We start from the raw sequence: 20406 nt of genomic DNA, 5'->3' as shown, positions 1-20406 counted from the left end.
GCCGCACAGGACACGACATGAACGAGCAAGCAAGCACGGCCGGCGTGCAGGACGCCGAGGTGGTCATCGTCGGCGGCGGCCCGGTGGGCATGGGCCTGGCCATCGAGCTGGGACAGCGCGGCGTGCGCACCGTGGTGGCGGAGCGGTACGCGCAGCCGCAGCCCATCCCCAAGGGCCAGAACCTGACGCAGCGCACGATGGAGCACTTCCATTTCTGGGGGGCCGAGAAGCAGCTGCGTGCCGCGCGCACCATCCCCGCGGAATACGGCATCGGCGGTCTGACGGCGCACGGCACGCTGCTGGGCCCGCACACCTACGACTGGCTGCAGCGCGACCTGGTGCGGCCTTACTACTTCACCGGCAACGAACGGCTGCCGCAGTACGCCACCGAGGCGGTGCTGCGCCAGCGGGTGGCGCAGCTGCCCTCGGTGCAGGCGCTGTACGGCTGGGAGGCCAAGGCGGTGGACCAGCACGCCGACGGTGCCTCGGTGGTGCTCGGCCAGCGCGATGGCAGCGGCGGCGAGCGCACGCTGCGCTGTGCCTACGTGGTGGGCTGCGACGGCGCACGCTCGCTGGTGCGGGAGCAGGCCGGCATCACCCAGACCCGCACCGACCACGACCGGATGATGGTGCTGCTGGTGTTCCGCTCGCACGGGCTGCATGAGCTGCTGCAGCGTTATCCCGGCAAGTCCTACTACAACGTGCTGCAGCCGGAGCTGCAGGGCTACTGGAAGTTCTTCGGCCGGGTGGACCTGGGCAGCACCTGGTTCTTCCATGCGCCGGTGCCGCCCGGCACCACCAAGGACAACTTCGATTTCGCGGCCTACCTGCAGGAGGCGGTGGGCGCGCCCTTCGACATCGAGTTCCAGCACATCGGCTTCTGGGACCTGCGCTTCATGCTGGCCGACCGCTACCGCCAAGGCCGTGTCTTCGTGGCCGGCGATGCGGCCCACAGCCATCCGCCCTATGGCGGCTATGGCGTCAACTCCGGCCTGGAGGATGCACGCAACCTGGGCTGGAAGCTGGCGGCGCTGCTGCAGGGCTGGGGCGGCGAGCCGCTGCTCGACTCCTACGACGGCGAGCGCCGCCCGGTGTTCGCCTCCACCATGCGCGACTTCATCGCCCGCTCCATCGAGACCGACCGCCAGTTCCTGGAACAGCATGATCCGGCGCGCGACCTGCCCGCCTTCGAGGCCGCCTGGCAGGCGCGGGCGCAGGGCGCGGTGGGCGAGGTGCATGCCTTCGAGCCGCACTACGAAGGCTCGCCGGTGGTGTGGGGCGGCGAAGGCCGCGGGCCCAGCGCCATGGGCCGCCACCAGTTCGAGGCGCGGCCAGGGCACCACCTGGCGCCGGCGGTGCTGCCGTCCGGCGGCAACGTGTTCGAGGCGCTGGGCCCGGGCTTCTCGCTGCTGGCCTTCGAGGGCGCGGCGACCGCCGATGCGGTGCAGGCCTTCCTCGGCGCAGCCGCCGCGCTGGGCCTGCCCTTGACGGTGGTGCAGGCCGCAGGCGAAGGCGAGCACCGCCGCTACGGCGCGCCGCTGGTGCTGGTGCGGCCCGACCAGTTCGTCGCCTGGGTGGGCCAGCCCGCCGAGGCTTCGGGCACGCTGGCCGGCCAGGTGCTGTCGCGGGCCGCAGGACTGCCGGCCCGCGCGCCGGCTCAGGGCGTGGTGCAGGTGTAGTTGCTGGCGAGCGCGGCCGCCGCCGCATCGTTGGCCGGGCCGGTGTAGCGCGCGTACTGCGGATGGCGGCACAGCGGCCGGGTGAAGCCGGCCGCGCTGCCGCTGGCCTGCCGGGTGGCGGTGAGCGTGCCGGGCGCGGTGCCGCCCACCACCCAGGCGTCCAGCGCGGCCAGCAGGTCCGCCTGGTCGGCACCGGGGCCACCGGCGCAGTGGTTCACCCCGGGCGCGATGTAGTAGCGCATGAAGTCGTCAGCGGCCGCCTGCCCGCCCACCGCGGCCACCGCGCCCTGGTAGTAGGCGGTGGTGGCCTTGTAGCTCAGCGCCGAATCATTGCCGCCGTGCCACAGGATGAGCTTGGCATTGCTGGCCTTGAAGGGCCGCAGGTCGGTGTTGGTGGCGTCGTTCAGCGCCGACAGCGCATACAGCCCGTTGAGGTTGCCGTCCCAGGTGTAGGCCAGCGAGTCCTGGCCGCGGTCGCGGGCCAGGTAGTTCTTCACCGTGGTGTCCTGGAACAGGTACTGCAGCGCCGCCTGCACCGTGCCGCCGCCGGTCACCCAGGTGGGCCAGGCGCCGGCATCGTCCTCGTTGCCGGTCAAGGCCCAGCCGGCGTTGGTGTAGGTGCCACCCGCCCAGGAGGCCGGGGAGGTCCACGAGGCCACCGTGGCCAGTTGCGCATCCGACAGGCAGGTGTCGCCGGTGTCGGCGCCACCCGCGCAGCGCAGCACCGCGGGGTCGAAGCTGCAGGCCTGCGGATGGGAGACGATGCCGTCGGCGAGGCCGTCGTTGGCATCGCAGGCCTGGCGCACCGATTGCGCCAGCAGGCCCAGCTTGGCCGCGTTGAACTGGCCGCCCGGCGCCGCCAGCGCCTTGGCCGTGCGGTTGAACTGCCCCATGAAGCCAACCCAGTTGTAGGCCGGTGCGCGGGCGATGATGCCGTCGAACAGGTTGGGGTTGCGCTGCGCGGCCATCAGCGCCTCGCGCCCGCCGTTGGAGCAGCCTTCGAAGTACGCGCGCTCCGGCAGCTTGCCGTAGGCCGACTGCAGCATCTCGCGCGCCGACGACATCACCGTGGGCACCGACAGCGAGCCGAACAGGTTGGCCGCCTGCGTGTCGTTGAGCGCGAAGTCGGCCGACAGCACGTTGCCCGCATGCCCCGAGTCGCTGTTGACCGTGGCATAGCCCGCCTGCAGCGCGGTGAGGTTGCCGCCTTGCAGGGTGGGAATGCTGCCGTTGTAGCCGCCACCGCCGCCGTAGTAGAGCTTGCCGTTCCATTGCTGCGGCAGCCGCATCTCCAGGTTGAGCTGGGGCGCGATGGTGGCGGTCACCTTGCAGTACAGCGGTGCCACGCCGCTGGCCGCCACGGTGGCGGCGCTGGCCACGGTGGCGCCGGCCACCGTCTTGCCCGACAGTGCCGCGCAGGCCTGCTCGGCGGTGGCCACCGGTGCCGGCGTGTCGTCGTCATCGTCGTCGTCGTCGCTGTTGCAGGCGGCCAGGCCGAGCAGGCAGCAGGCCAGGGCGGCGGCGGTGGCTGCCCGCAGCATCCGGGGCTGCCGGAGCCGGGGCAGGGGCAGGGCGGCGTGGGTTTCCAGCGGCGAACGGCTGCGGTGGTGCATCTGTGTCTCCTCGGCCTCTTGGTGATGGGCCGGGCCAGTCTGGCACCGGGGTGCTGCGCAGAATGTCCAGTGCCTACCAATCGGCCCGGTGTCCGATGCGTGCTTTCCCTGAGCGTGTTTTCCCGGTTGCATGTGCCGGCGCGCGGCCTAATGTCGGCAGCCCCGTCGTGCATGGACAAGACCTTGCAGGAAGTCAAAGCGGCACCGGTCGAACTGCTGGCACAGGCCCCCTGGGTGGCCTGCCTGACGCCGCAGCAATGGCAGCGCGCCCAGCGGGAGACGCTGCTCACCCGCCGCTCGGCCGGCGAGGTGGTCAGCGCCAAGGGCACCCCGGCCCGCCACTGGATCGGCGTGCTGGAAGGCATGGTCAAGGTGGACGGCCTGTCGGCGGATGGCCGCTCCACCACCCTGAGCGGCGTGCCCTCGGGCGGCTGGCTGGGCGAGGGCTCGATGCTCAAGCACGAGCGCCGGCCCTACGAGGTGGTGGCGCTGCAGGACAGCTGGCTGGCGCTGATGCCCTCGGCCACCTTCGACTGGCTGTGCGAGACCAGCCTGGGCTTCAACCAGTTCCTGGTGCGGCAGCTGAATGCGCGCCTCGGGCAGTTCCTGGCGGTGGTGGAAAGCCACCGCATCCAGACCACCACCTCGCAGGTGGCGGTGTGCCTGTGCGAGCTGGTGAACCCCGCGCTGTGCACGCCGGTGACCGGCGCGCTGCGGCTGTCGCAGGAGGAGATCGCGCGGTTGTGCGGGCTGTCGCGCCAGGTGACCGGGCGCGCGCTGCATGAGCTGGAGGCGCGCGGCCTGGTGGCGATGCGCTATGGCGGCATCGAGGTGCTGGACGTCGCCGGGCTGCAGGCCGCCGTGCGCGGCAGCCCCGGCCATGCCCCCGCCGGCGCAGCGGCCTGACGGCGAAGCCTTCGGCCCGGTGGCCGGTGTTGTGCAGAATGGGCCGATGCAACTCGTCTGCCCTGCCTGCGCCCGCAGGAACCGCGTGCCCGAAGACCGACTGGCCGAGCAGCCGCTGTGCGGCGTGTGCGGCGCGCCGCTGCTGCCGGCCGCGCCGGTGGCGCTGGACGACGGCAGCTTCGAGCGCCATGTGCAAGGCACCGAGCTGCCGGTGGTGGTGGACTTCTGGGCCGCCTGGTGCGGCCCCTGCCGGGTGATGGCGCCGCAGTTCGCCGAGGCCGCGCGGCGGCTGCCGCTGGTGCGCTTCGCCAAGGTGGACACCGAGGCCGCGCCGCAGACCGCCGGCCGGCTGCAGATCCGCAGCATCCCCACGCTGGCGCTGTTCCGCGGCGGCCGCGAGGTGGCGCGCCAGGCCGGCGCGCTGTCGGCCGCCGACATCGTGGCCTGGGTGCAGGCCCATGGCGCCTGAGGCCACCGCATGAAGCCGGCCGACGCCCAGCTGCTGCAGACGCTGCAGCAGCGCTTCGAGCAGCATGGCCACCGCCATGCCGGCATCGCCTGGGCCGATGTGCAGGCGCGGCTGCAGGCCCGGCCCGCGGCGCTGCGCACGCTGGCGGCGATGGAGGCCACCGGCGGCGAGCCCGACGTGATCGCGCAGGATGCCGCCAGCGGCATGCTCACCTTCTGCGATTGCGCGGCCGAGAGCCCGTCCGGCCGCCGCAGCCTGTGCTACGACCTGCAGGGCCTTCAGGCGCGCAAGGAGCACCGGCCGGCGCACAGCGCGGTGGAGATGGCGGCCGAGATGGGCCTGACGCTGCTGACCGAGGCGCAGTACCTGGCGCTGCAGGCGCTGGGCCCGGTGGACACCAAGACCTCCAGCTGGCTGCTCACGCCGCCGGCGCTGCGGGCGCAGGGCGGCGCGCTGTTCGGCGACCATCGCTATGGCCGCAGCTTCGTCTATCACAACGGCGCGCAGTCCTACTACGCGGTGCGCGGCTTCCGCGGGCTGCTGTCGGTCTGATCGGGTGTGCGCAGCAGCTCGGTGGCGCGGTAGCCGTCGGGCACGCCGTCCAGCAGGATGACGTCGCCGCGCGAATGGCGCAGCCGCAGCGGCAGGATGGCCTGGTAGGCCGCCGAGTGGTACCAGGCCCGGGCCGCCGCCAGGTCCGGAAACTCCACCACCACCACGTCGCCGGGCCAATCGCCTTCCAGCACCTCGGGCCGCTTGCCGTGGCTGCGGAAGCGCCCGCCGTGGGGCTGGAAGGTGTCGTCCACCGCCTGGAGATAGCGGACGATGTCTTCGCCGAACTGCACGTCCTGCAGGTGGGCGATGGCAAATGCGGGCATGGGGACTCCTTCGTATCGAGGCATGTGCGTGCCCGCACTGTGCCGCTTGCGGGTGCTGGCGTCGATGACCTGGCAGGTCAACGACCGGCCGCGGCGGCGCCGGCATGAACCGCGGCGCGGGCGCAGTGCTTGCCACAGCCGCGCGGTTGCCACCACGGAGCTTGCATGCCTCCAACGTTCCGAACCCGCTCGGCCTGGCGGCCGATGCTGGGCCTTGTCCTGCTGTCGGCCGCGACCCTGGCCGCGGCGGCCGAATCCGACGACACCGCCGCCTGCCGCAGCCAGCCGGCCACCGGCGCACCCCAGCTGCACCTGCGCATCGACAACGACCTGCTGGGCGGGCGCGACGAGGGCTACAGCAACGGCGCGCTGTTTACGCTGGTGTCGGCCAACCTCACCAGCTTCACCGATGACGACTGCCTGCCCGGCTTCGTGCGGCAGCTCAACCGCGGCCTGCGCTGGCTGCAGCCGCGCCAGGCCGAGCAGCGCAACCTGGTGCTGGACGCGGGGCAGGCCATCCTCACGCCCGGCGACAACGAGCGCAGCGATCCCATCCCCGAGGACCGGCCCTATGCCGCGGTGCTGGCCGCCGCCCTGAGCTACCAGGGCCGCAGCGGCCCGCTGCTGGAAACCAGCACGCTGCTGCTGGGCTGGGTGGGACCTTCCGCACGCGGCGAGGAGGTGCAGCGGCTGGTGCACAGGATCACCGGCTCCCGCCGCTTCAATGGCTGGCGCAACCAGCTGCGCGACGAGCCGGTGCTGCAACTGCAGCGCGAGTGGGCGCGGCGCGGACCGGCTTCCGACGACGCCGGCAGCGACCGCGCCGGCTGGGACACCGTGGCCCGGCTGGGCGCCAGCCTGGGCACGCTGAACACCGGCGCGCTGGCCGGTGCGCAGTGGCGCTGGGGCACGCGGCTGCCCGACGACTTCGGCAGCGTGCCCACCTGGGCCGGCTCGCTGGGCACCGCGCCGGCGCGCCAGCCGGGGGCCTGGCGACGCCCGGGCTGGGCCGGCCATGTGTTCGCCGGCACCGACCTGCGCTGGGTGGCGCACGACCTCACGCTGGACGGCAACGTGTTTCACCGCAGCCAGAGCGTGCAGCGCCGGCCCTTCGTCGGCGAGGTGAGCTACGGCCTGGTGCTGCAGAACGGCCCCTGGCGCCTGGCCCTGGCGCGCTACCACCGCAGCCATGAGTTCGAGGGCCAGCGCCAGCGGCCGGTGTTCGGCAGCATCGTGCTGAGCCGGGCGCTGTAGCCGGCTCAGGCGGCGCCGGTCAGGATCTCCACCAGGCGGGCGCCCAGCGGCGGCAGCCGGCTGCCGGCCCGCATCACGATGCCGATCTCGCGGCGGATGCGGGCCTCGGCCATCGGCAGCGCCACCACCCCGGCACCGGCCGGCGTGGCCAGCATCGCCTGGCTCATCAGCGAGACCAGGTCGCTGTGGCGCACCAGGTCCAGCAGCTGGCCTGCGGTGTTGTTGACCTCCACCACCACCCGCGGCGGCGGCAGGCCGGCCTCGGCCAGCCGGCCTTCCACCGCACGGCGCGCGGCCACCGCCAGGCCGGGCAGCATCCACTGCGCCTGCGCCAGGTCCTTCAGCCGCACCCGCCGGCGCGACAGCAACGGGTGGCCCTCGCGCACCACCATGCACAGGTCGTCGGCCATCAGCGGCACCGCCTGCAGGTCGTCGGGCAGCTCGGCCGGCAGCGCATTGATGCTGAGGTCGATGTCGCCGCGGCGCAGCGCCGTCAGCAGCGTGTCGTTCAGGTGGATGAGCACCGACACCCGCGCGGCCGGCCGCTCCTGGTTCAGCCGCACGCAGGCCGGCACGAAGAGTTGGTTGGCATACAGCGGCGACACGCCCACATGCAGCGTGCCCAGCTCGCCCAGGTGCAGGTCGGCGGCTTCCTTGATGGCCTCGCCCAGGCTGCCGCGCAGCGTGGCCAGCCGCTCGTGGAAGCGGGCCGACGCCGCGGTGAGCTCCATGCCGCGCCGGCTGCGGATGAAGAGAGGAAATCCCAGCTCCGCCTCCAGCCGCTGGATGCCCTTGGTGACCGCCGGCTGCGAGACCGCCAGCTCCAGCGCGGCGCGGCGCACCTGCCGGTGGCGGGCCACGGCCAGGAAGTAGTCGATGTCGTCCAGTCGCAGGGCCATGCCGGGGCGCTTCCGTTGATTCCGCAGCGTTATCACACCGCACGGTTCGATTATCCAAACTGCATGAACCGCTGCCTAGACTGGTTGCCAGCAGATGGAGACAAGACGATGAACTTCGGTACCTACCTGGCGCGCAGCGCGCGCTTCTGGCCCGAGCGGCCCGCCGTGCTGTTCGGCAGCAGCGTGCTCAGCTACCGCGCGCTGGAGGAGCGCTCCAACCGGCTGGCCCATGCGCTGCGGGCGCTGGGCCTCCAGCGTGGCGACCGCGTGGCCATCGTCTCGCCCAACCGGCCCGAGATCGTGGAGCTGGAATGCGCGCTCTACAAGCTGGGCCTGGTGAAGGTGGCGCTCAACGCCCGGCTGGCGCCGGCGGAGCTGGCCGACGCACTGGCCAATGCCGAGCCCGCGGCCTGCATCGCCGGCCCGCAGCACCGGGCCATGGTGCAGGACATCGCCGAATCGGTGCCGGGGCTGCGCCGCTTCATCGCGCTGGACGGAGCCTCGCGCCCCGAGGGCTGGGCCGACTACGAGGCCCTGCTGGCCGCCCAGCCCGCCACCCCGCTGCGCGAGGCGATGCGTGCCGACGAGCTGGCGGTGCTGCATTACACCTCGGGCTCCACCGGCAAGCTCAAGGCCGCGATGCAGACCGTGGGCAACCGCTTCGCCTCGCTGCGCAAGGTCATCATGGGCCGCATGCAGGCCGGCCCCGGCGACGTGCTGATGCTGTGCGGCCCCATCACCCACGCCAGCGGCATGTTCATCCAGCCGATGCTGTTCCAGGGCGCGACCGTGCTGCTGATGGACCGCTTCCAGCCGGCGGAGATCCTGCAGGCCATCGAGCGGCACCGGGTGACGATGGGCTTCTTCGTGCCGGCCATGATCCATGCGCTGCTGGCCGAGCCCACGCTGAAGGACCGCGACCTCTCCAGCCTGCGGCTGCTGAGCTACGGCGCCGCGCCGATGTCGCCGGCCCGCATCCGCGAGGCCTGGGCCGCCTTCGGGCCGGTGCTGGCGCAGGGCTACGGCGCGGCCGAGACCACCGGCGGCGTGGTGGGCCTGTCCATCGCCGACCACGCACGGGCCATGTCGGGCGAGCGGCCGGAGCTGCTGCAGGCCTGCGGCCGCGCGCTGGGCGAGGCCGACGTGCAGGTGCTCGACGAGGCCGGCCAGCCGGTGGAAGGCGAGGCCATCGGCGAGATCTGCGTGCGCGGGCCCGACGTGTTCGCCGGCTACTGGCGGGCGCCCGAACTCACCCGCGAGGTGCTGGGCGACGACGGCTGGCTGCGCACCGGCGACCTGGCCCGGGTGGATGCCGAGGGCTACATCCACATCGTCGACCGCAGGAAGGAGATGCTGGTGTCGGGCGGCTTCAACGTCTATCCGCGCGAGGTGGAATCGGTGCTGGCCCAGCATCCGGCGGTGTACGAGGCCTGCGTGATCGGCGTGCCCGACGAGCACTGGGGCGAGGCGGTGAAGGCGGTGGTGGTGCTGCGCGAAGGCCAGGCCGCCGATGCGCACGCGCTGATGGACTTTTGCGACAGCCGGCTTGCCGGCTTCAAGCGCCCCCGCAGCATCGACTTCGTGGCCGCGCTGCCGCGCAACGGCAACGGCAAGCTCTCGCGCAAGGACGTGCGCGAGCCCTACTGGCAAGGCCGGCAACGGCGCGTGAACTGACGAGGCCCGCCATGCAACAGGACACCTTCTTCGAAGGCACCGGGGCCGCGGCCGACTTCATCCGCCGGGTGCAGGCCTTCATCCATGACGAGCTGGACCCGCTGGCCCGCGAGCACCGCATCAGCCATGACAACGGCGCGCCGCGGCCGCTGCTGCAGCAGGTGTGGAAGCTGTCGCACCAGCGCGGCTTCTACGGCATGACCCTGCCAGGCGCGCTGGGCGGCGCCGGCTTCGGCCTGCACGACCATGCGCTGATCAAGGAGGCCATCTACGCCACCGGATCGCCTTTCGCGCCGCATGTGCTGGGCGAACTCTCCGGCCCGCCGCGGCTGGGTGCGCTGGTGCGCAGCGCCACGCCCGAGCAGATGGAGCGGCTGGTGCTGCCGGTGGCGCGGGCCGAGAAGGCCATCTGCTTCGCCATCACCGAGCCGGAGGCCGGCTCCGATGCCGGCGCGGTGCAGACCCGCGCCAAGCCCGATGGCGACGGCTTCGTGCTCAATGGCGTCAAGCGCTTCATCTCCGGTGCGCCGTTCTGCGACATGGCCATCGTGATCGCGGCCACGGGGGACGATCCTCTGCGCCGCGAGACCACGGCCTTCCTGGTCGAACGCGAGCGGCCGGGCTTCCGGGTGGAGGCCGGCTACAGGACGATGGCCGGCCAGTCCCACACCGGCAACATCCACCTGGAGGACTGCCGCATCCCGGCGGCCAACCAGCTGGGCGAGCGTGGCCGCGGCCTGGCGCTGGCGCTGGGCCGCATCACCGTCAACCGGCTGCTGCATTGCCCGGCCATGCTGGGCCTGGCCCGGCTGGCGCTGCAGGACGCCTGCGCCCATGCGCTGCGGCGCCGGCAGTTCGGCCAGCCCATCGCCGGCTTCCAGGCGGTGCAGCACCTGCTGGCCGACATGGCCACCGACCTGGCCGCTGCGCGGGCGCTGATGCTCGGCGTGGCCCGCCGGCTGGAGCACGATGCCGATGCCCGCGGCGAGGCCTCGATGGCCAAGCTGTTCTGCTCGGAGGCGGCCTTCCGCATCGCCGACCGCGCGGTGCAGGTGCTGGGCGGCGAGGGCATCGTGCAGGGCAGCCGGGTGGAGTTCCTGTTCCGCATGCTGCGCATGTACCGGGTGCTCACCGGCACCAGCGAGATCCAGCGCAACACCATCGCCCGCGAGCTGCTGGCGCCAAGACAAGAGGAGACGACGACATGACGACGATGAACCGCACCATCCGGCGCCTGGCCGCCGGGGCCCTGGCCCTGCTGGCCGGCACGGCCGCCACCGCGCAGGAGCGCTACCCCTCGCGGCCCATCCGCTGGGTGGTGCCCTACCTGGCCGGCACCTCGCCCGACAACACGGTGCGGGTGGTGGCCGAGGCCATGGGCACGCTGCTCAAGCAGAACATCGTGGTGGAGAACAAGCCCGGCGCGGCCGGCAACCTGGGTGCGCAGACGGCCGCGCGTGCGGCGCCCGATGGCTACACCTGGGTGTATTCCGGCTCGCCGATGGCCACCAGCATGCGCATGTACAAGAAGCCGGGCTTCGACGTGATGAAGGACTTCGAGCATGTGGGCCGCATCGGCGTGTCCGACCTCACGCTGGTCACCCATGCCGGCAGCGGCTTCAGCACGGTGCAGCAGCTGGTGGAGCGGGCGCGCAAGCAGCCCGGGCAGCTGATGTACGCCAGTGGCGGCATCGGCTCGCCCGCGCACCTGGGCGCGGCCCTGATGCTGCGCGCGGCCGGCATCAGCGCCACCCACATTCCCTACAAGGGCGCCACCGAGTCCACCAATGCGGTGATCGCGCGGCAGGTGGACTTCACGCTGGCCATCACCTCGGTGGCGCTGCCGCACCTGCAGAGCCAGCGCCTGGTGCCGCTGGCGGTGAGCGCGGCGCTGCGCCATCCGCGCCTGCCCGAGGTGCCCACGCTGGCGGAAGCCGGCGTGCCGGTGTCGCTCACCTCCATCGGCGGCCTGTCGGTGCCCGCCGGCACGCCGCCGGCCATCGTCAAGCTGCTGAGCGACAGCCTGCGCACGGTGCTGGCCCAGCCCGAGACCCGCGCCCGCATCGAAGCCCTGGGCGGCGCCGTGGCGCCCAGCACCCCGGCCGAATACACCGAGGCCCTGCGCGCCGAGCTGGCGCATGCGGAGCAGATGCTGGCGGCCGCGGGTCTGCAGCCGGAGTGAGCGGGCGGGTTCACTGCCCCGGCGTGCGCGGCCTCACCGAGCCGTTGCCCGAGGCGCCGCTGGCCACGGTGCGGGCCACGCGGGCGGCCGGCGCGCCGTCGCTGCCGCGCCGTTCCTGCTCGGCGGCGATCACCTCGGCCAGGTGCCGCGCATCCCGCGCCACGCCGGAGAAGCGGCCCGAGCCCCAGGTGTGCAGCCACGGCAGGCCCAGGAAGTACAGGCCGGGCAGGGCGGTGACGCCGCGCTCGTGCTGCGGCTGTCCGCGGCCATTGAACACCGGCGCGTCCAGCCAGGAGAAGTCGGGCGCGAAGCCGATGCACCACACCACGCTGCCGATGCCGGCGGCCTGCAGGTCGAGCGTGGTGCGCTCTTCCGGCGGCACCCACACCGGCTCGTAGCGGCTGGGCGGCGGGGCCTCGATGCCCTGGCGCTCGATGTACTGGTCGATGCTGGCGTTGATGCCGTTGTAGATGGCGTCGGCCTTGTCCAGCACGGCCGCCAGGCCCGGCTTGAAGCGCAGCGTCACCGCGCCATCGGCGGCGCTGTCCACGCCTTCCAGCGCGCCATGGAGCTGCATGCCCTGCAGCGCGAAGCGGCGCAGGTCGATGTCGCGCCCGCCGTCGCGGCCGGTCACGTAGTGGTTGGTGTTGTCGCGCACGCCTTCGCGCAGCGGATGCTGGCCCACCGGCATCTCGTAGTAGCCCATGTCGGCCAGCCAGTCCACCACGTCGCGGCCGCGGTAGAAGCGGGCGCAGCGGGGTGCCTCGCCCACCGCCAGCACCACCTGGCGGCCGGCCAGGTGCAGGTCCTCGGCGATCTGCGCGCCGCTCTGGCCCGAGCCCACCACCAGCACCGCGCCGGGCGGCAGCTCGGCCGCATTGCGGTACTGCTCGGAGTGCAGCTGCTTCAGGCCCGCGGGCAGCCGCTCGGCCATGCGCGGCACGATGGGCAGGTGGTAGCCGCCCGAGGCCACCACCACCTGGTCGGCGGTGCAGTGCCGCAGCGCGGTGTCGGTGCCCACGCTGTACTGCACGTCATAGCCGCCCTGCGGCCGCGGCTTGACCAGGCGCACCGCCACGCCCTCGCGCAGCGGCGGCGCCACCTTGCGGCGGAAGGCGGCCAGGTACGCCACGATCTCGTCCTTCTTCATGAAGCCGTGCGGATCGTCGCCGGCATAGGGGTGGCCCGGCAGGTCGCACTGCCAGTTGGGCGTCACCAGGCAGAAGTTGTCCCAGCGGCGGCTCTGCCACACATGCAGGGCGGTGTGCTTCTCGAACACCACGTGGCCGATGCCGGCCTGCTGCAGGCAGGCACTCATCGACAGGCCGGCCTGTCCGCCGCCGACGATGACGACGGCATGGTGTTCGTGGGTGCGGGTCATGCTCGTCACTCCTGGAAGGCGACGACCTGCACCCGGGCGTCGGGACGGTCGGCAAAGCGGGCGGCGGTGGCCTCGATGGTGTCGAGCTGGTCGGCCGCCATCGAGCAGGCAAAGCCGTACTTCGCGGCCACGCGGTCGGAGGCGATCTGCGTGGCCTCGCGCACCCGCTGCAGGAAGTCGGGCAGCGGGTACTGCGCGCCGGGCTGGAAGTAGTCCTTGATCACCAACGAAGGGGAATAGCAGGTGGTCTCGCTGGCATCGGGCCAGCGCAGCTGGTAGTGCATGGCGGGCATGCGGTCTCCTTGCAGGAAAGATCGGTACAGCGCCGCGTGGCGCAAGGCGCTGGCCGGCCAGCCGAAGCGGCCGCAGACGGCGGGCGGTGTGCGGCGGCCCAGCGCCACCGCCTCGCGCAGCGCGGCGGCGATGCTGGCCGCATCCACCGGGTCGGCCCAGTGCACGTCGCCGTGGGGCGCGAAGTGCTCGGTGAACGGCGCGATGCGGGAGACCACCGCGCGGGTGCCGCAGGCCAGCGCCTCCAGCGCCGCCAGGCCGAAGCCTTCCAGCAGCGAAGGCATGGCCAGCACGTTGGCGCTGCGGTACAGGGCCGGCACCTGCGCATCGGGCACCGGGCCGGTGAGCAGCACGTCGGGGCCCGGCTGCAGGCCGGCCCCGGCCATCAGCGCATGGAAGGCGGACACCTCGCCGGCATGGCCAAGCACGCTGGCGCCACCGGCGATCACCAGCCGCGCCCTCGGCAGGCCGCGGCGCAGGAGGATGAACGCCTGCAGCAGCCGCAGGCTGTTCTTGCGCGCCTCGATGCCGCCCATGGCCAGCACGATGGGCGATGCACCCGACAGCCCGAGCTGCGCGGCGATGGCCTCGTCCTCCGGCTGGCGGGCGGGCGAGTAGCGCTGCAGGTCGATGCCGTTGTGCACACGCTGCGCGCGCAGGCCGTGCGCCCGCTGCAGCCGCTGCTGCCACACGCGGCTGACGCACAGCAGCAGGCCGGCCTGGCGCAGGCTGCGGGTTTCCCAGGCCTGCACCTGTTCGTCGGGAAAGTGGTCGACGTGGTGCACCGTGCGCACGTAGCCGGCGATGTCGCCCCGCGCCTTCAGGTCGGCCAGCGCATTGCCGCCGATGCCGTCGTGTGCATGCAGCACGTCGAATCGGCGGGCGGCCTGGGTGACCCCGAGATGGTTGCGCATCGCATCGATGCGGTGGGCCACGCTGGCGGCCAGCGAGCCGCCCGCGCCCGCTGGCGCGGGCCCAAGCGGCGCATATTCGACCGCGCAGGGCGTGTCGCGGAAGAAGCGCTGGCCCGGCGTGGCCGGGGCCATCACCGTCACCGCATGGCCCGCGGCCTGCAGCGCGCGGCCCAGTTCCAGCACATGCACCACGCCGCCGCGCGGGTTGACCGAATGGGTCAGCAGCGCAATGCGCAGCTTGCGATGCGCCGGATCAACCATGCGCCGGCCCCCGGGCGGTGATGAAGGGCCGGGCCGCCAGGTCCCACAGCGGGGCCCGGCCGCCGCGGTGGTGCAGCTGCACCGTGGGCGCGGCCGTCACCTCGCCGATGGCCGCTGCCGCGATGTCGCGGGCCTGGAAGTGCCGCAGCACCGCCGGCACCTGCGCAGGCCGCACGCTGAGCACGAAGCCATAGCTGGGGAAGGCGGTGAGCCAGCGCAGCAGCGCTGCGTCGTCGCCTTCCGTCACCGTGGGCGGCCGGGGTATCGCGTCGACGTCGATCACCGCGCCAGCGCGAGAGCAGTCCAGCAGCATCAGCGCGGTGCCCAGCACGCCGGCCATGCTGATGTCCTTGGCCGCATCGGCCAGCCCTGCTTCGGCCAGTTGCGGCAGCAGCTCGAGGTCGGCCCGCAGGCGCTCGGCCGGCGCGCCGGTGGCGGCATTCCAGTAGGGATAGGGCTCCTGCCAGCGCCCGCGCAGGTCGACCGCCATCACCAGCACGTCGCCCGGCCGGGCATCGAAGCTGGTGAGCAGCCGCCGGGCGCGGCCCAGCACCGCCACGGCCAGTTGCGAGCGGCTGCTGCGGTGGTTGCTGTGGCCGCCCACCAGCGGCACGCCGTAGTGTTCGCAGGCCGCCACCAGGCCCTGCATCAGCGGCTCCGCGGCGGCGCTGTCGGCGCTCCACAGCGCATCCACCACGGCCAGCGGCCGGCCACCCATCGCGGCGACGTCGCTCAGGTTGACCATCACGCCGCACCAGCCGGCGAACCACGGCTCCCGCTCGACGAAGTCGTCGACGAAGCCTTCGATGGCGAACAGCAGGTGGCCGCCAGCGCCATCGGCGATGGCCGCGCAGTCGTCGCCATTGGGCACCGACAGCACACCCGGCGCGGCCACCGGGCGGGCCTGCGCCAGCAGGTCCATGGCGCTGCCGATGTCCTGCTTGTGCAGGAAGCCGCGGCTGGCGCGCAGGGCTTCGCACAGGCGCTGGGCTGGATCGGCTTCGCTCACTGGAGCACCCTCCCGCTGCGCGGGATCCCGCCGAGCGGGATGAGCGCCGCTTTCGGGCGGCCGGGCGGCGGCGCTCATGCCGCGGCGGGCGCGCTGCTGCGCGTCACGTGACCTGTATAGACATCCACGCAGGGCGGATAGGCCACCAGGTCGGCCTGCATCAGCACATGCGGCCGGCCGTGCAGCAGCGCGTGATTCAGCGGCTGCCAGTGCAGGCGCTGGAACATGGCCGCGTTCTGCTGCTGCACATGCGCCAGGAACACCCGGCAGCCGCGCGCATGGGCGCTGGCCACCGCCAGCCGGATCAGGCCGGCGCCGATGCGGCCGTGGTGGCGGAAGGCCGCATGCACCGCCAGCCGCGAGCCCCACCACAGCCCCGGCTCGGCCTGGTGGATGCGCACCGTGCCCACCACCTGGTCGGGCAGCCCGCCCACGCAGGACAGTGCCACCAGCGTCTGCGCCTGCGCATCCACCGCGTCCAGATCGTCGCCGACGAACACGCCCTGCTCGATGCAGAACACCGCACGGCGCAGCGCAAGGGCTTCGCGCTGCTCCCATCCGGCGCTGGCCCACTTGATGCGGAACTCGCAGGGCTTGAAGTCGGCGGCCTGCGCGTCCTGCGGCGCATCCCCCGGCGCGGCCAGCAGGGCGTTCATGCGGCCAGCTCCGCGCCGGCGCCGGTCGTCTCGTACTGCGACTGCGACGAACATGCGCCGCACTTGCCGCAGCCGGCCTTGATGTCCACCGAGCGCAGCCCGGCGCGCGAGACCATGGCGCCCAGCGGCTCCAGGATCGACTTCATCCAGCCCGCATCGGGCGCCGGATGGTCCTCCAGCGGCGTGCCGCTGATCGGCACGAAGGGCACCACGAACGGGTACACGCCCAGGCCCACCAGCGTGGCGCACATCGCGAGGATCTCTTCGCGCGTGTCCCCCAGCCCGGCCAGCATGTAGGTGCTGACCTGGCCGCGGCCGAACACCTTCACCGACGCCTCGAAGGCCGTGAGGTAGCGCGAGACCGGTACCGTGGCCTTGCCCGGCATGATGCGTTCGCGCACCGCGGGCGTCACCGCTTCCAGGTGCATGCCCAGGGTGTCGATGCCGGCGGCCTGCAGGCGCGTGAACCAGCGGTCGTCGTCGGGCGGCTCGCACTGGCCCTGCAGCGGCAGCGTGCGGCCGGCGGGCAGGCCGGCCTTGATCGCGAAGGCGCTGTCGGCCAGCACCCGCGCGCCGCGGTCGTCGCCGGGCGGCGTGCCGGTGGTCATCACCATGTGCTTCACGCCATCCAGCAGCACCGCCATGCGGGCGACCTCGGCCAGTTGCTCCGGCGTCTTGTGGGCGATGGTGCGGCCGGCCGCCAGCGACTGCCCGATCGCGCAGAACTTGCAGCTCTTGCGCCGGCTCTCGTAGCGGATGCAGGTCTGCAGCACCGTGGTGGCCAGCACGTCGGCGCCATGCAGCGTGGCGATGTGCGAGTAGGGCACGCCGTCCATCGTCTGCAGCGCGTAGAAGCGCGGCTGCCGCGGAAAGGCGATCTGCGCGATGGGGATGCTGCCGCGCTTGAGCACGCTGGCGCCGGCCGCGTCGGGCGCCTCGGCCATGAAGGGTGACTGCCAGGCGCCCGAGGTGTGCACCGGCACCATGATCGTGTGGCCGTCCACCGTCACCGCCTTGTGGTCCGACGGGCCGGCACCGCCGCGCCGGCTGGGTGCGCCGGCCGTGGGGTCAAGCAGCCGCAGTCCGTGGGACTGCAGCTCCGTCATCAACTGGCGCGCCGCGGCCGAAGGCGGGGGCAGGTGGGTGGTCAGGCTCATGGTCGTCCCTCGGGTTGTCGAACATCGTGGCGGTGGGCCGGCGGTCGATGGCCAGGCTCAGCAGCTCGGGCCGGGCGTAGTGGCCCACCGAATCCATCATTCGCTTGCGCTTGGTGATCAGCGCCATGTCCAGGTCGGCCACCACCATGCCTTCGCCTTCGGTCAGCGGCTCGGCCAGGTACTTGCCTTCGGGCGAGACGATGGCGGTGTGGCAGCCGCCGCGCAGGGCCTGCTGCAGCTGGGCGTCGGGCGTCACCGCGGCGATCTGCGCCTCGGTCAGCCAGCCGGTGGCATTGATGACGAAGCAGCCCGACTCGAGCGCATGGTGGCGGATCGTCACGCCCATCTGGTCGGCGAAGATCGGCCCCACCAGCGAGCCGGGGAACTGCGCGCAGTGGATCTCCTCGTGCTGGGCCATCAGCGCATAACGCGCCAGCGGGTTGTAGTGCTCCCAGCAGGCCAGCGCGCCCACGCGGCCCACCGCGGTGGGCACCACCTGCAGCCCGGCGCCATCGCCCTGGCCCCACACCATGCGCTCGTGGTAGGTGGGCGTGATCTTGCGGCGCTTGAGCTTGAGCGTGCCGTCGGCATCGAACAGCAGCTGGGTGTTGTACAGGCTGCCGTGGTCGCGCTCGTTCACGCCCAGCACCACCACGATGCCGCGGGCCCGCGCCCGCCCGGCCACCGCGGTGGTCACCGGCCCCGGCACCACCACCGCCCGCTCGTACAGCCTGAGGTGCGGCGCGCCCTGCTGGCAGGGCGGCAGCACGAACGAGAAGTAGGGGTAGTAGGGCACGAAGGTCTCGGGGAACACCACGATCTGCGCGCCGCGCGAAGCGGCCTCGTCGATCGCGCTGCACACGCGGTCCAGGGTGCCGTCGGGCCGGTCGAAGTCGGGCGCGATCTGCACCGCGGCCGCGCGCACCACGGTCTTGTTCACAGCGTCCAGGTGTCGAGGATGAAGGCGTTCTGCTTGCGGTGCAGCAGCACGATGTCCAGCACGTCCAGCGGGCTGATGGGGCGGATGCCTTCGATCAGCGAGCCTTCGCCGTGGCCGTACAGCGCCTGCAGCGCAAAGCGGCAGGCGTAGACCTTGCCGCCCTCGGCGATGAACTTGGTGATCTGGTTGTTGAAGTTCTGGTGGCCCGGGAAGGCCTCGTCGCCCAGCGTGGGAAAGCCGCGCTTGACGCCCAGCGTCACGCCCGGGCCGTACAGCAGGATCGAGGTCTCGAAGCCCTTGCGCTGCAGCCGCGTGGCCTGCAGCAGGTTGACGAAGCCGATGGAGCCCTCGAAGGCCACGGTGTGGAAGGTGACCAGCGCCTTCTCTCCGGGCTCTGCCTTCACGTCCTCGAACACCTTCTCCTCGTAATCGACCAGGAACTCGCCCTTCTGGTTCTGGGTCTTGGTGACTTTGGGCATCGCTTGACTCCGTTGGGTTGCGGGAGCCCGTGCTTCTGCATGCGATGTGCCAGTGAGCCGCGGCCGGCGTGCGATCAATGCGCGATCAACCAATGGCGATGCCGATGCGCGGCCAAGCAAGTTTTTGTGCGGCGGACCTGCATGCTGCCGAGCTGGCGGACGCATGCGGCCGGCTGCACCGGCGCAGGGCGGCGGCCATGCGATCAATGCACCCGATCAATGGGGCGGCTGCGACGGCCGATGCACCAAGGCTGCACAGCCGCGGCCTTGGCAGCCGGGCGACAACGGGCACGCTTGATGCGATCAAGCCCGGGCCGGCATGCGATCAGCCGCGGCAGCACCCCATGACGAGCAGTACCCCATGAGCAAACCCACCGCGCACTGGCGCAAGCGGCTGGCGTCGCAGGACCGCCCGGCCTACCTCGCCATCCCCGACCTGATCGCCGAGGACCTGCGCGACGGCCGGCTGGCCGCGCGCGACCGGCTGCCCACGCTGCGCGAGCTGGCCGACGACCTGCAGCTCAACTACACCACCGTGGCCCGTGCCTATGCCGAGGCGCGCAAGCGCGGGCTGATCGATTCGCGAGCGGGCTTCGGCACCTTCGTACGCGGCAAGGCGCCGGCGATGCCGCTGCGCGGCGGCAGCGGCGCCGAGATGACGATGAACCTGCCGCCCGAGCCGCAGGACGAAGCGCTGCTGGCGCGCATGCACGCGAGCGCGGCCGAGGTGATGGCGCACAGCGACCTCTACGGCCTGCTGCGCTACCAGGACTTCGGCGGCACGCCCGAGGACCGCGAGGCCGGCGCCCGCTGGCTGCAGCGCCGCCTGCCCACCGCCAGCGCCGACCGGCTGCTGGTGTGCCCGGGCATCCATGGCGTGCTCACCGGCCTGCTGTCCCAGCTGGCGCGGCCGGGCGAGTTGGTGTGCGTCGATTCGCTGGCCTACCCGGGCCTGAAGGCCATCGCCACCCAGCTGGGCGTGCAGCTGCATGCGCTGCCGCTGGACGACGACGGTCCGGACATCGAGGCCTTCGAGCATGCCTGCAAGACCTTGTCGCCCAAGGCGGTGTACTGCAACCCCACGCTGCTCAATCCCACCACCATCACGATGAGCCGCGCCCGGCGCGAAGCCCTGGCCGACGTGGCGCTGCGCTTTTCGGTGCCCATCATCGAGGACGATGCCTACGCGATGCTGCCCACCGAGCGCCTGCCGCGCCCGCTGGCCTGCCTGGCGCCCGACATCACCTACTACGTCACCGGCTTTTCCAAGTGCCTGGGCGCCGGCCTGCGCAGCGCCTACGTGCTGGCGCCCAACACCCGGCTGGCCCAGCGCCTGGCCGGTGCGCTGCGGGCCACCACGGTGATGGCCTCGCCCGTCACCAATGCCATCGTCACGCGCTGGGTGAACGACGGCACGGCCGAGGCGGTGCTGGAGGCCATCCGCGCCGAATGCCGCGCCCGGCATGCGCTGGCACTGCAGCACCTGGGGCCCTGGGGCGTGGTGGCGCATCCCGAATGCTTCCACCTGTGGCTGCCGCTGTCGGGCAGCTGGAGCGTGGTGGAGTGCGCCTCCTGGCTGCGCACCCAGGGCGTGGCGGTGGTGGCCAGCGCCGCCTTCAGCACCGACGGCAATCCGCCCGATGCGGTGCGCCTGTGCCTGGGCGGCCCGGCGTCGCTGGACGACTGCGACCGCGCGCTGCGGCTGATGGCCGAGACGCTGGACCATCCGCTGCATCCGCATGCCACGGTGATGTGACGGCGGCC

Annotated in this window: 19 protein-coding genes and 1 pseudogene; 9 read left to right on the top strand and 11 right to left on the bottom strand. The window is 72.5% G+C overall.

Annotated elements, in window-relative coordinates:
- Positions 1 to 17: 17 nt before the first annotated feature.
- Positions 18 to 1679 (top strand): FAD-dependent monooxygenase, encoded by a 1662-nt coding sequence (locus tag VO99_RS06185; protein WP_046111950.1) that lies wholly within the window; start codon positions 18 to 20, stop codon positions 1677 to 1679.
- On the opposite strand, the gene VO99_RS06180 is transcribed toward VO99_RS06185, so the two are convergent.
- Positions 1658 to 3292, bottom strand: coding sequence for a tannase/feruloyl esterase family alpha/beta hydrolase (locus tag VO99_RS06180; RefSeq protein ID WP_083440399.1), 1635 nt, complete (start codon positions 3290 to 3292; stop codon positions 1658 to 1660). The two genes, VO99_RS06185 and VO99_RS06180, sit on opposite strands and share 22 nt — an antisense overlap.
- A gap of 171 nt (positions 3293 to 3463) precedes the next feature.
- Here VO99_RS06180 and VO99_RS06175 point away from each other — a divergent pair, with 171 nt between their 5' ends.
- The 3 genes from VO99_RS06175 to VO99_RS06165 are packed head-to-tail and all read left to right on the top strand — an operon-like array spanning position 3464 to position 5219.
- Positions 3464 to 4198, top strand: coding sequence for a Crp/Fnr family transcriptional regulator (locus VO99_RS06175; protein ID WP_046111949.1), 735 nt, complete (start codon positions 3464 to 3466; stop codon positions 4196 to 4198).
- A gap of 46 nt (positions 4199 to 4244) precedes the next feature.
- Positions 4245 to 4667 (top strand): thioredoxin TrxC, encoded by a 423-nt coding sequence (trxC, locus tag VO99_RS06170; RefSeq protein WP_046112137.1) that lies wholly within the window; start codon positions 4245 to 4247, stop codon positions 4665 to 4667.
- Between the two features lie 9 nt (positions 4668 to 4676).
- Entirely contained in the window at positions 4677 to 5219 is a 543-nt protein-coding gene (locus tag VO99_RS06165; protein WP_046111948.1) for a DUF4256 domain-containing protein, read from the top strand.
- Here VO99_RS06165 and VO99_RS06160 read toward each other — a convergent pair.
- Positions 5180 to 5545, bottom strand: coding sequence for a DUF1330 domain-containing protein (locus VO99_RS06160; RefSeq protein ID WP_046111947.1), 366 nt, complete (start codon positions 5543 to 5545; stop codon positions 5180 to 5182). The two genes, VO99_RS06165 and VO99_RS06160, sit on opposite strands and share 40 nt — an antisense overlap.
- 165 nt (positions 5546 to 5710) lie before the next feature.
- Between VO99_RS06160 and VO99_RS06155 the strand changes: the two genes are divergently transcribed.
- Positions 5711 to 6799: a lipid A deacylase LpxR family protein gene (locus tag VO99_RS06155; protein WP_046111946.1), complete on the top strand. Its 1089-nt coding sequence runs from the start codon at positions 5711 to 5713 to the stop codon at positions 6797 to 6799.
- A 5-nt stretch (positions 6800 to 6804) separates the two neighbouring features.
- On the opposite strand, the gene VO99_RS06150 is transcribed toward VO99_RS06155, so the two are convergent.
- Positions 6805 to 7698: a LysR family transcriptional regulator gene (locus VO99_RS06150; RefSeq protein WP_046111945.1), complete on the bottom strand. Its 894-nt coding sequence runs from the start codon at positions 7696 to 7698 to the stop codon at positions 6805 to 6807.
- A 108-nt stretch (positions 7699 to 7806) separates the two neighbouring features.
- Between VO99_RS06150 and VO99_RS06145 the strand changes: the two genes are divergently transcribed.
- From VO99_RS06145 to VO99_RS06135, 3 genes are read left to right on the top strand one after another with little or no spacing between them, the layout of a single operon-like run.
- Positions 7807 to 9372 (top strand): AMP-binding protein, encoded by a 1566-nt coding sequence (locus VO99_RS06145; RefSeq protein WP_046111944.1) that lies wholly within the window; start codon positions 7807 to 7809, stop codon positions 9370 to 9372.
- A gap of 11 nt (positions 9373 to 9383) precedes the next feature.
- The gene (locus VO99_RS06140; RefSeq protein ID WP_046111943.1) at positions 9384 to 10580 is read left to right on the top strand and encodes an acyl-CoA dehydrogenase family protein; all 1197 of its coding nucleotides are present in this window, start codon (positions 9384 to 9386) and stop codon (positions 10578 to 10580) included.
- Positions 10577 to 11554 (top strand): Bug family tripartite tricarboxylate transporter substrate binding protein, encoded by a 978-nt coding sequence (locus VO99_RS06135; RefSeq protein WP_046111942.1) that lies wholly within the window; start codon positions 10577 to 10579, stop codon positions 11552 to 11554. The genes VO99_RS06140 and VO99_RS06135 overlap by 4 nt, the downstream gene beginning before the upstream one ends.
- A gap of 10 nt (positions 11555 to 11564) precedes the next feature.
- Here VO99_RS06135 and VO99_RS06130 read toward each other — a convergent pair whose 3' ends face one another.
- The 8 genes and pseudogenes from VO99_RS06130 to VO99_RS06100 form a co-directional block, all read right to left on the bottom strand.
- Entirely contained in the window at positions 11565 to 12935 is a 1371-nt protein-coding gene (locus VO99_RS06130) for an MSMEG_0569 family flavin-dependent oxidoreductase (RefSeq protein ID WP_046111941.1), read from the bottom strand.
- A gap of 5 nt (positions 12936 to 12940) precedes the next feature.
- Positions 12941 to 13228, bottom strand: coding sequence for an MSMEG_0570 family nitrogen starvation response protein (locus tag VO99_RS31200; RefSeq protein ID WP_232315289.1), 288 nt, complete (start codon positions 13226 to 13228; stop codon positions 12941 to 12943).
- A 33-nt stretch (positions 13229 to 13261) separates the two neighbouring features.
- Positions 13262 to 14401, bottom strand: a pseudogene (locus tag VO99_RS06125) (MSMEG_0565 family glycosyltransferase); the annotation flags it as partial.
- On the bottom strand, positions 14394 to 15410 hold the full coding sequence (locus tag VO99_RS06120) for a sll0787 family AIR synthase-like protein (protein WP_232315279.1): 1017 nt from the start codon (positions 15408 to 15410) through the stop codon (positions 14394 to 14396). The pseudogene VO99_RS06125 and the gene VO99_RS06120, both read right to left, overlap by 8 nt.
- Positions 15411 to 15484: 74 nt before the next feature.
- The gene (locus VO99_RS06115) at positions 15485 to 16066 is read right to left on the bottom strand and encodes an MSMEG_0567/Sll0786 family nitrogen starvation N-acetyltransferase (protein WP_046111940.1); all 582 of its coding nucleotides are present in this window, start codon (positions 16064 to 16066) and stop codon (positions 15485 to 15487) included.
- On the bottom strand, positions 16063 to 17172 hold the full coding sequence (locus VO99_RS06110) for an MSMEG_0568 family radical SAM protein (RefSeq protein WP_083440423.1): 1110 nt from the start codon (positions 17170 to 17172) through the stop codon (positions 16063 to 16065). Before VO99_RS06110 ends, VO99_RS06115 begins: the two co-directional genes overlap by 4 nt.
- Positions 17135 to 18163 (bottom strand): Nit6803 family nitrilase, encoded by a 1029-nt coding sequence (locus VO99_RS06105; RefSeq protein WP_046111938.1) that lies wholly within the window; start codon positions 18161 to 18163, stop codon positions 17135 to 17137. The genes VO99_RS06110 and VO99_RS06105 overlap by 38 nt, the downstream gene beginning before the upstream one ends.
- Positions 18160 to 18642: an MSMEG_0572/Sll0783 family nitrogen starvation response protein gene (locus tag VO99_RS06100; RefSeq protein ID WP_046111937.1), complete on the bottom strand. Its 483-nt coding sequence runs from the start codon at positions 18640 to 18642 to the stop codon at positions 18160 to 18162. The genes VO99_RS06105 and VO99_RS06100 overlap by 4 nt, the downstream gene beginning before the upstream one ends.
- Before the next feature lie 361 nt (positions 18643 to 19003).
- Between VO99_RS06100 and VO99_RS06095 the strand changes: the two genes are divergently transcribed.
- On the top strand, positions 19004 to 20398 hold the full coding sequence (locus tag VO99_RS06095; protein WP_046111936.1) for an aminotransferase-like domain-containing protein: 1395 nt from the start codon (positions 19004 to 19006) through the stop codon (positions 20396 to 20398).
- Positions 20399 to 20406 lie beyond the last annotated feature (8 nt).

Origin of the sequence: Aquincola tertiaricarbonis (assembly GCF_000969605.1) — a bacterium.
GTDB lineage: Bacteria > Pseudomonadota > Gammaproteobacteria > Burkholderiales > Burkholderiaceae_C > Aquincola > Aquincola tertiaricarbonis.
This window is presented reverse-complemented; position numbering and strand designations above follow the sequence as displayed.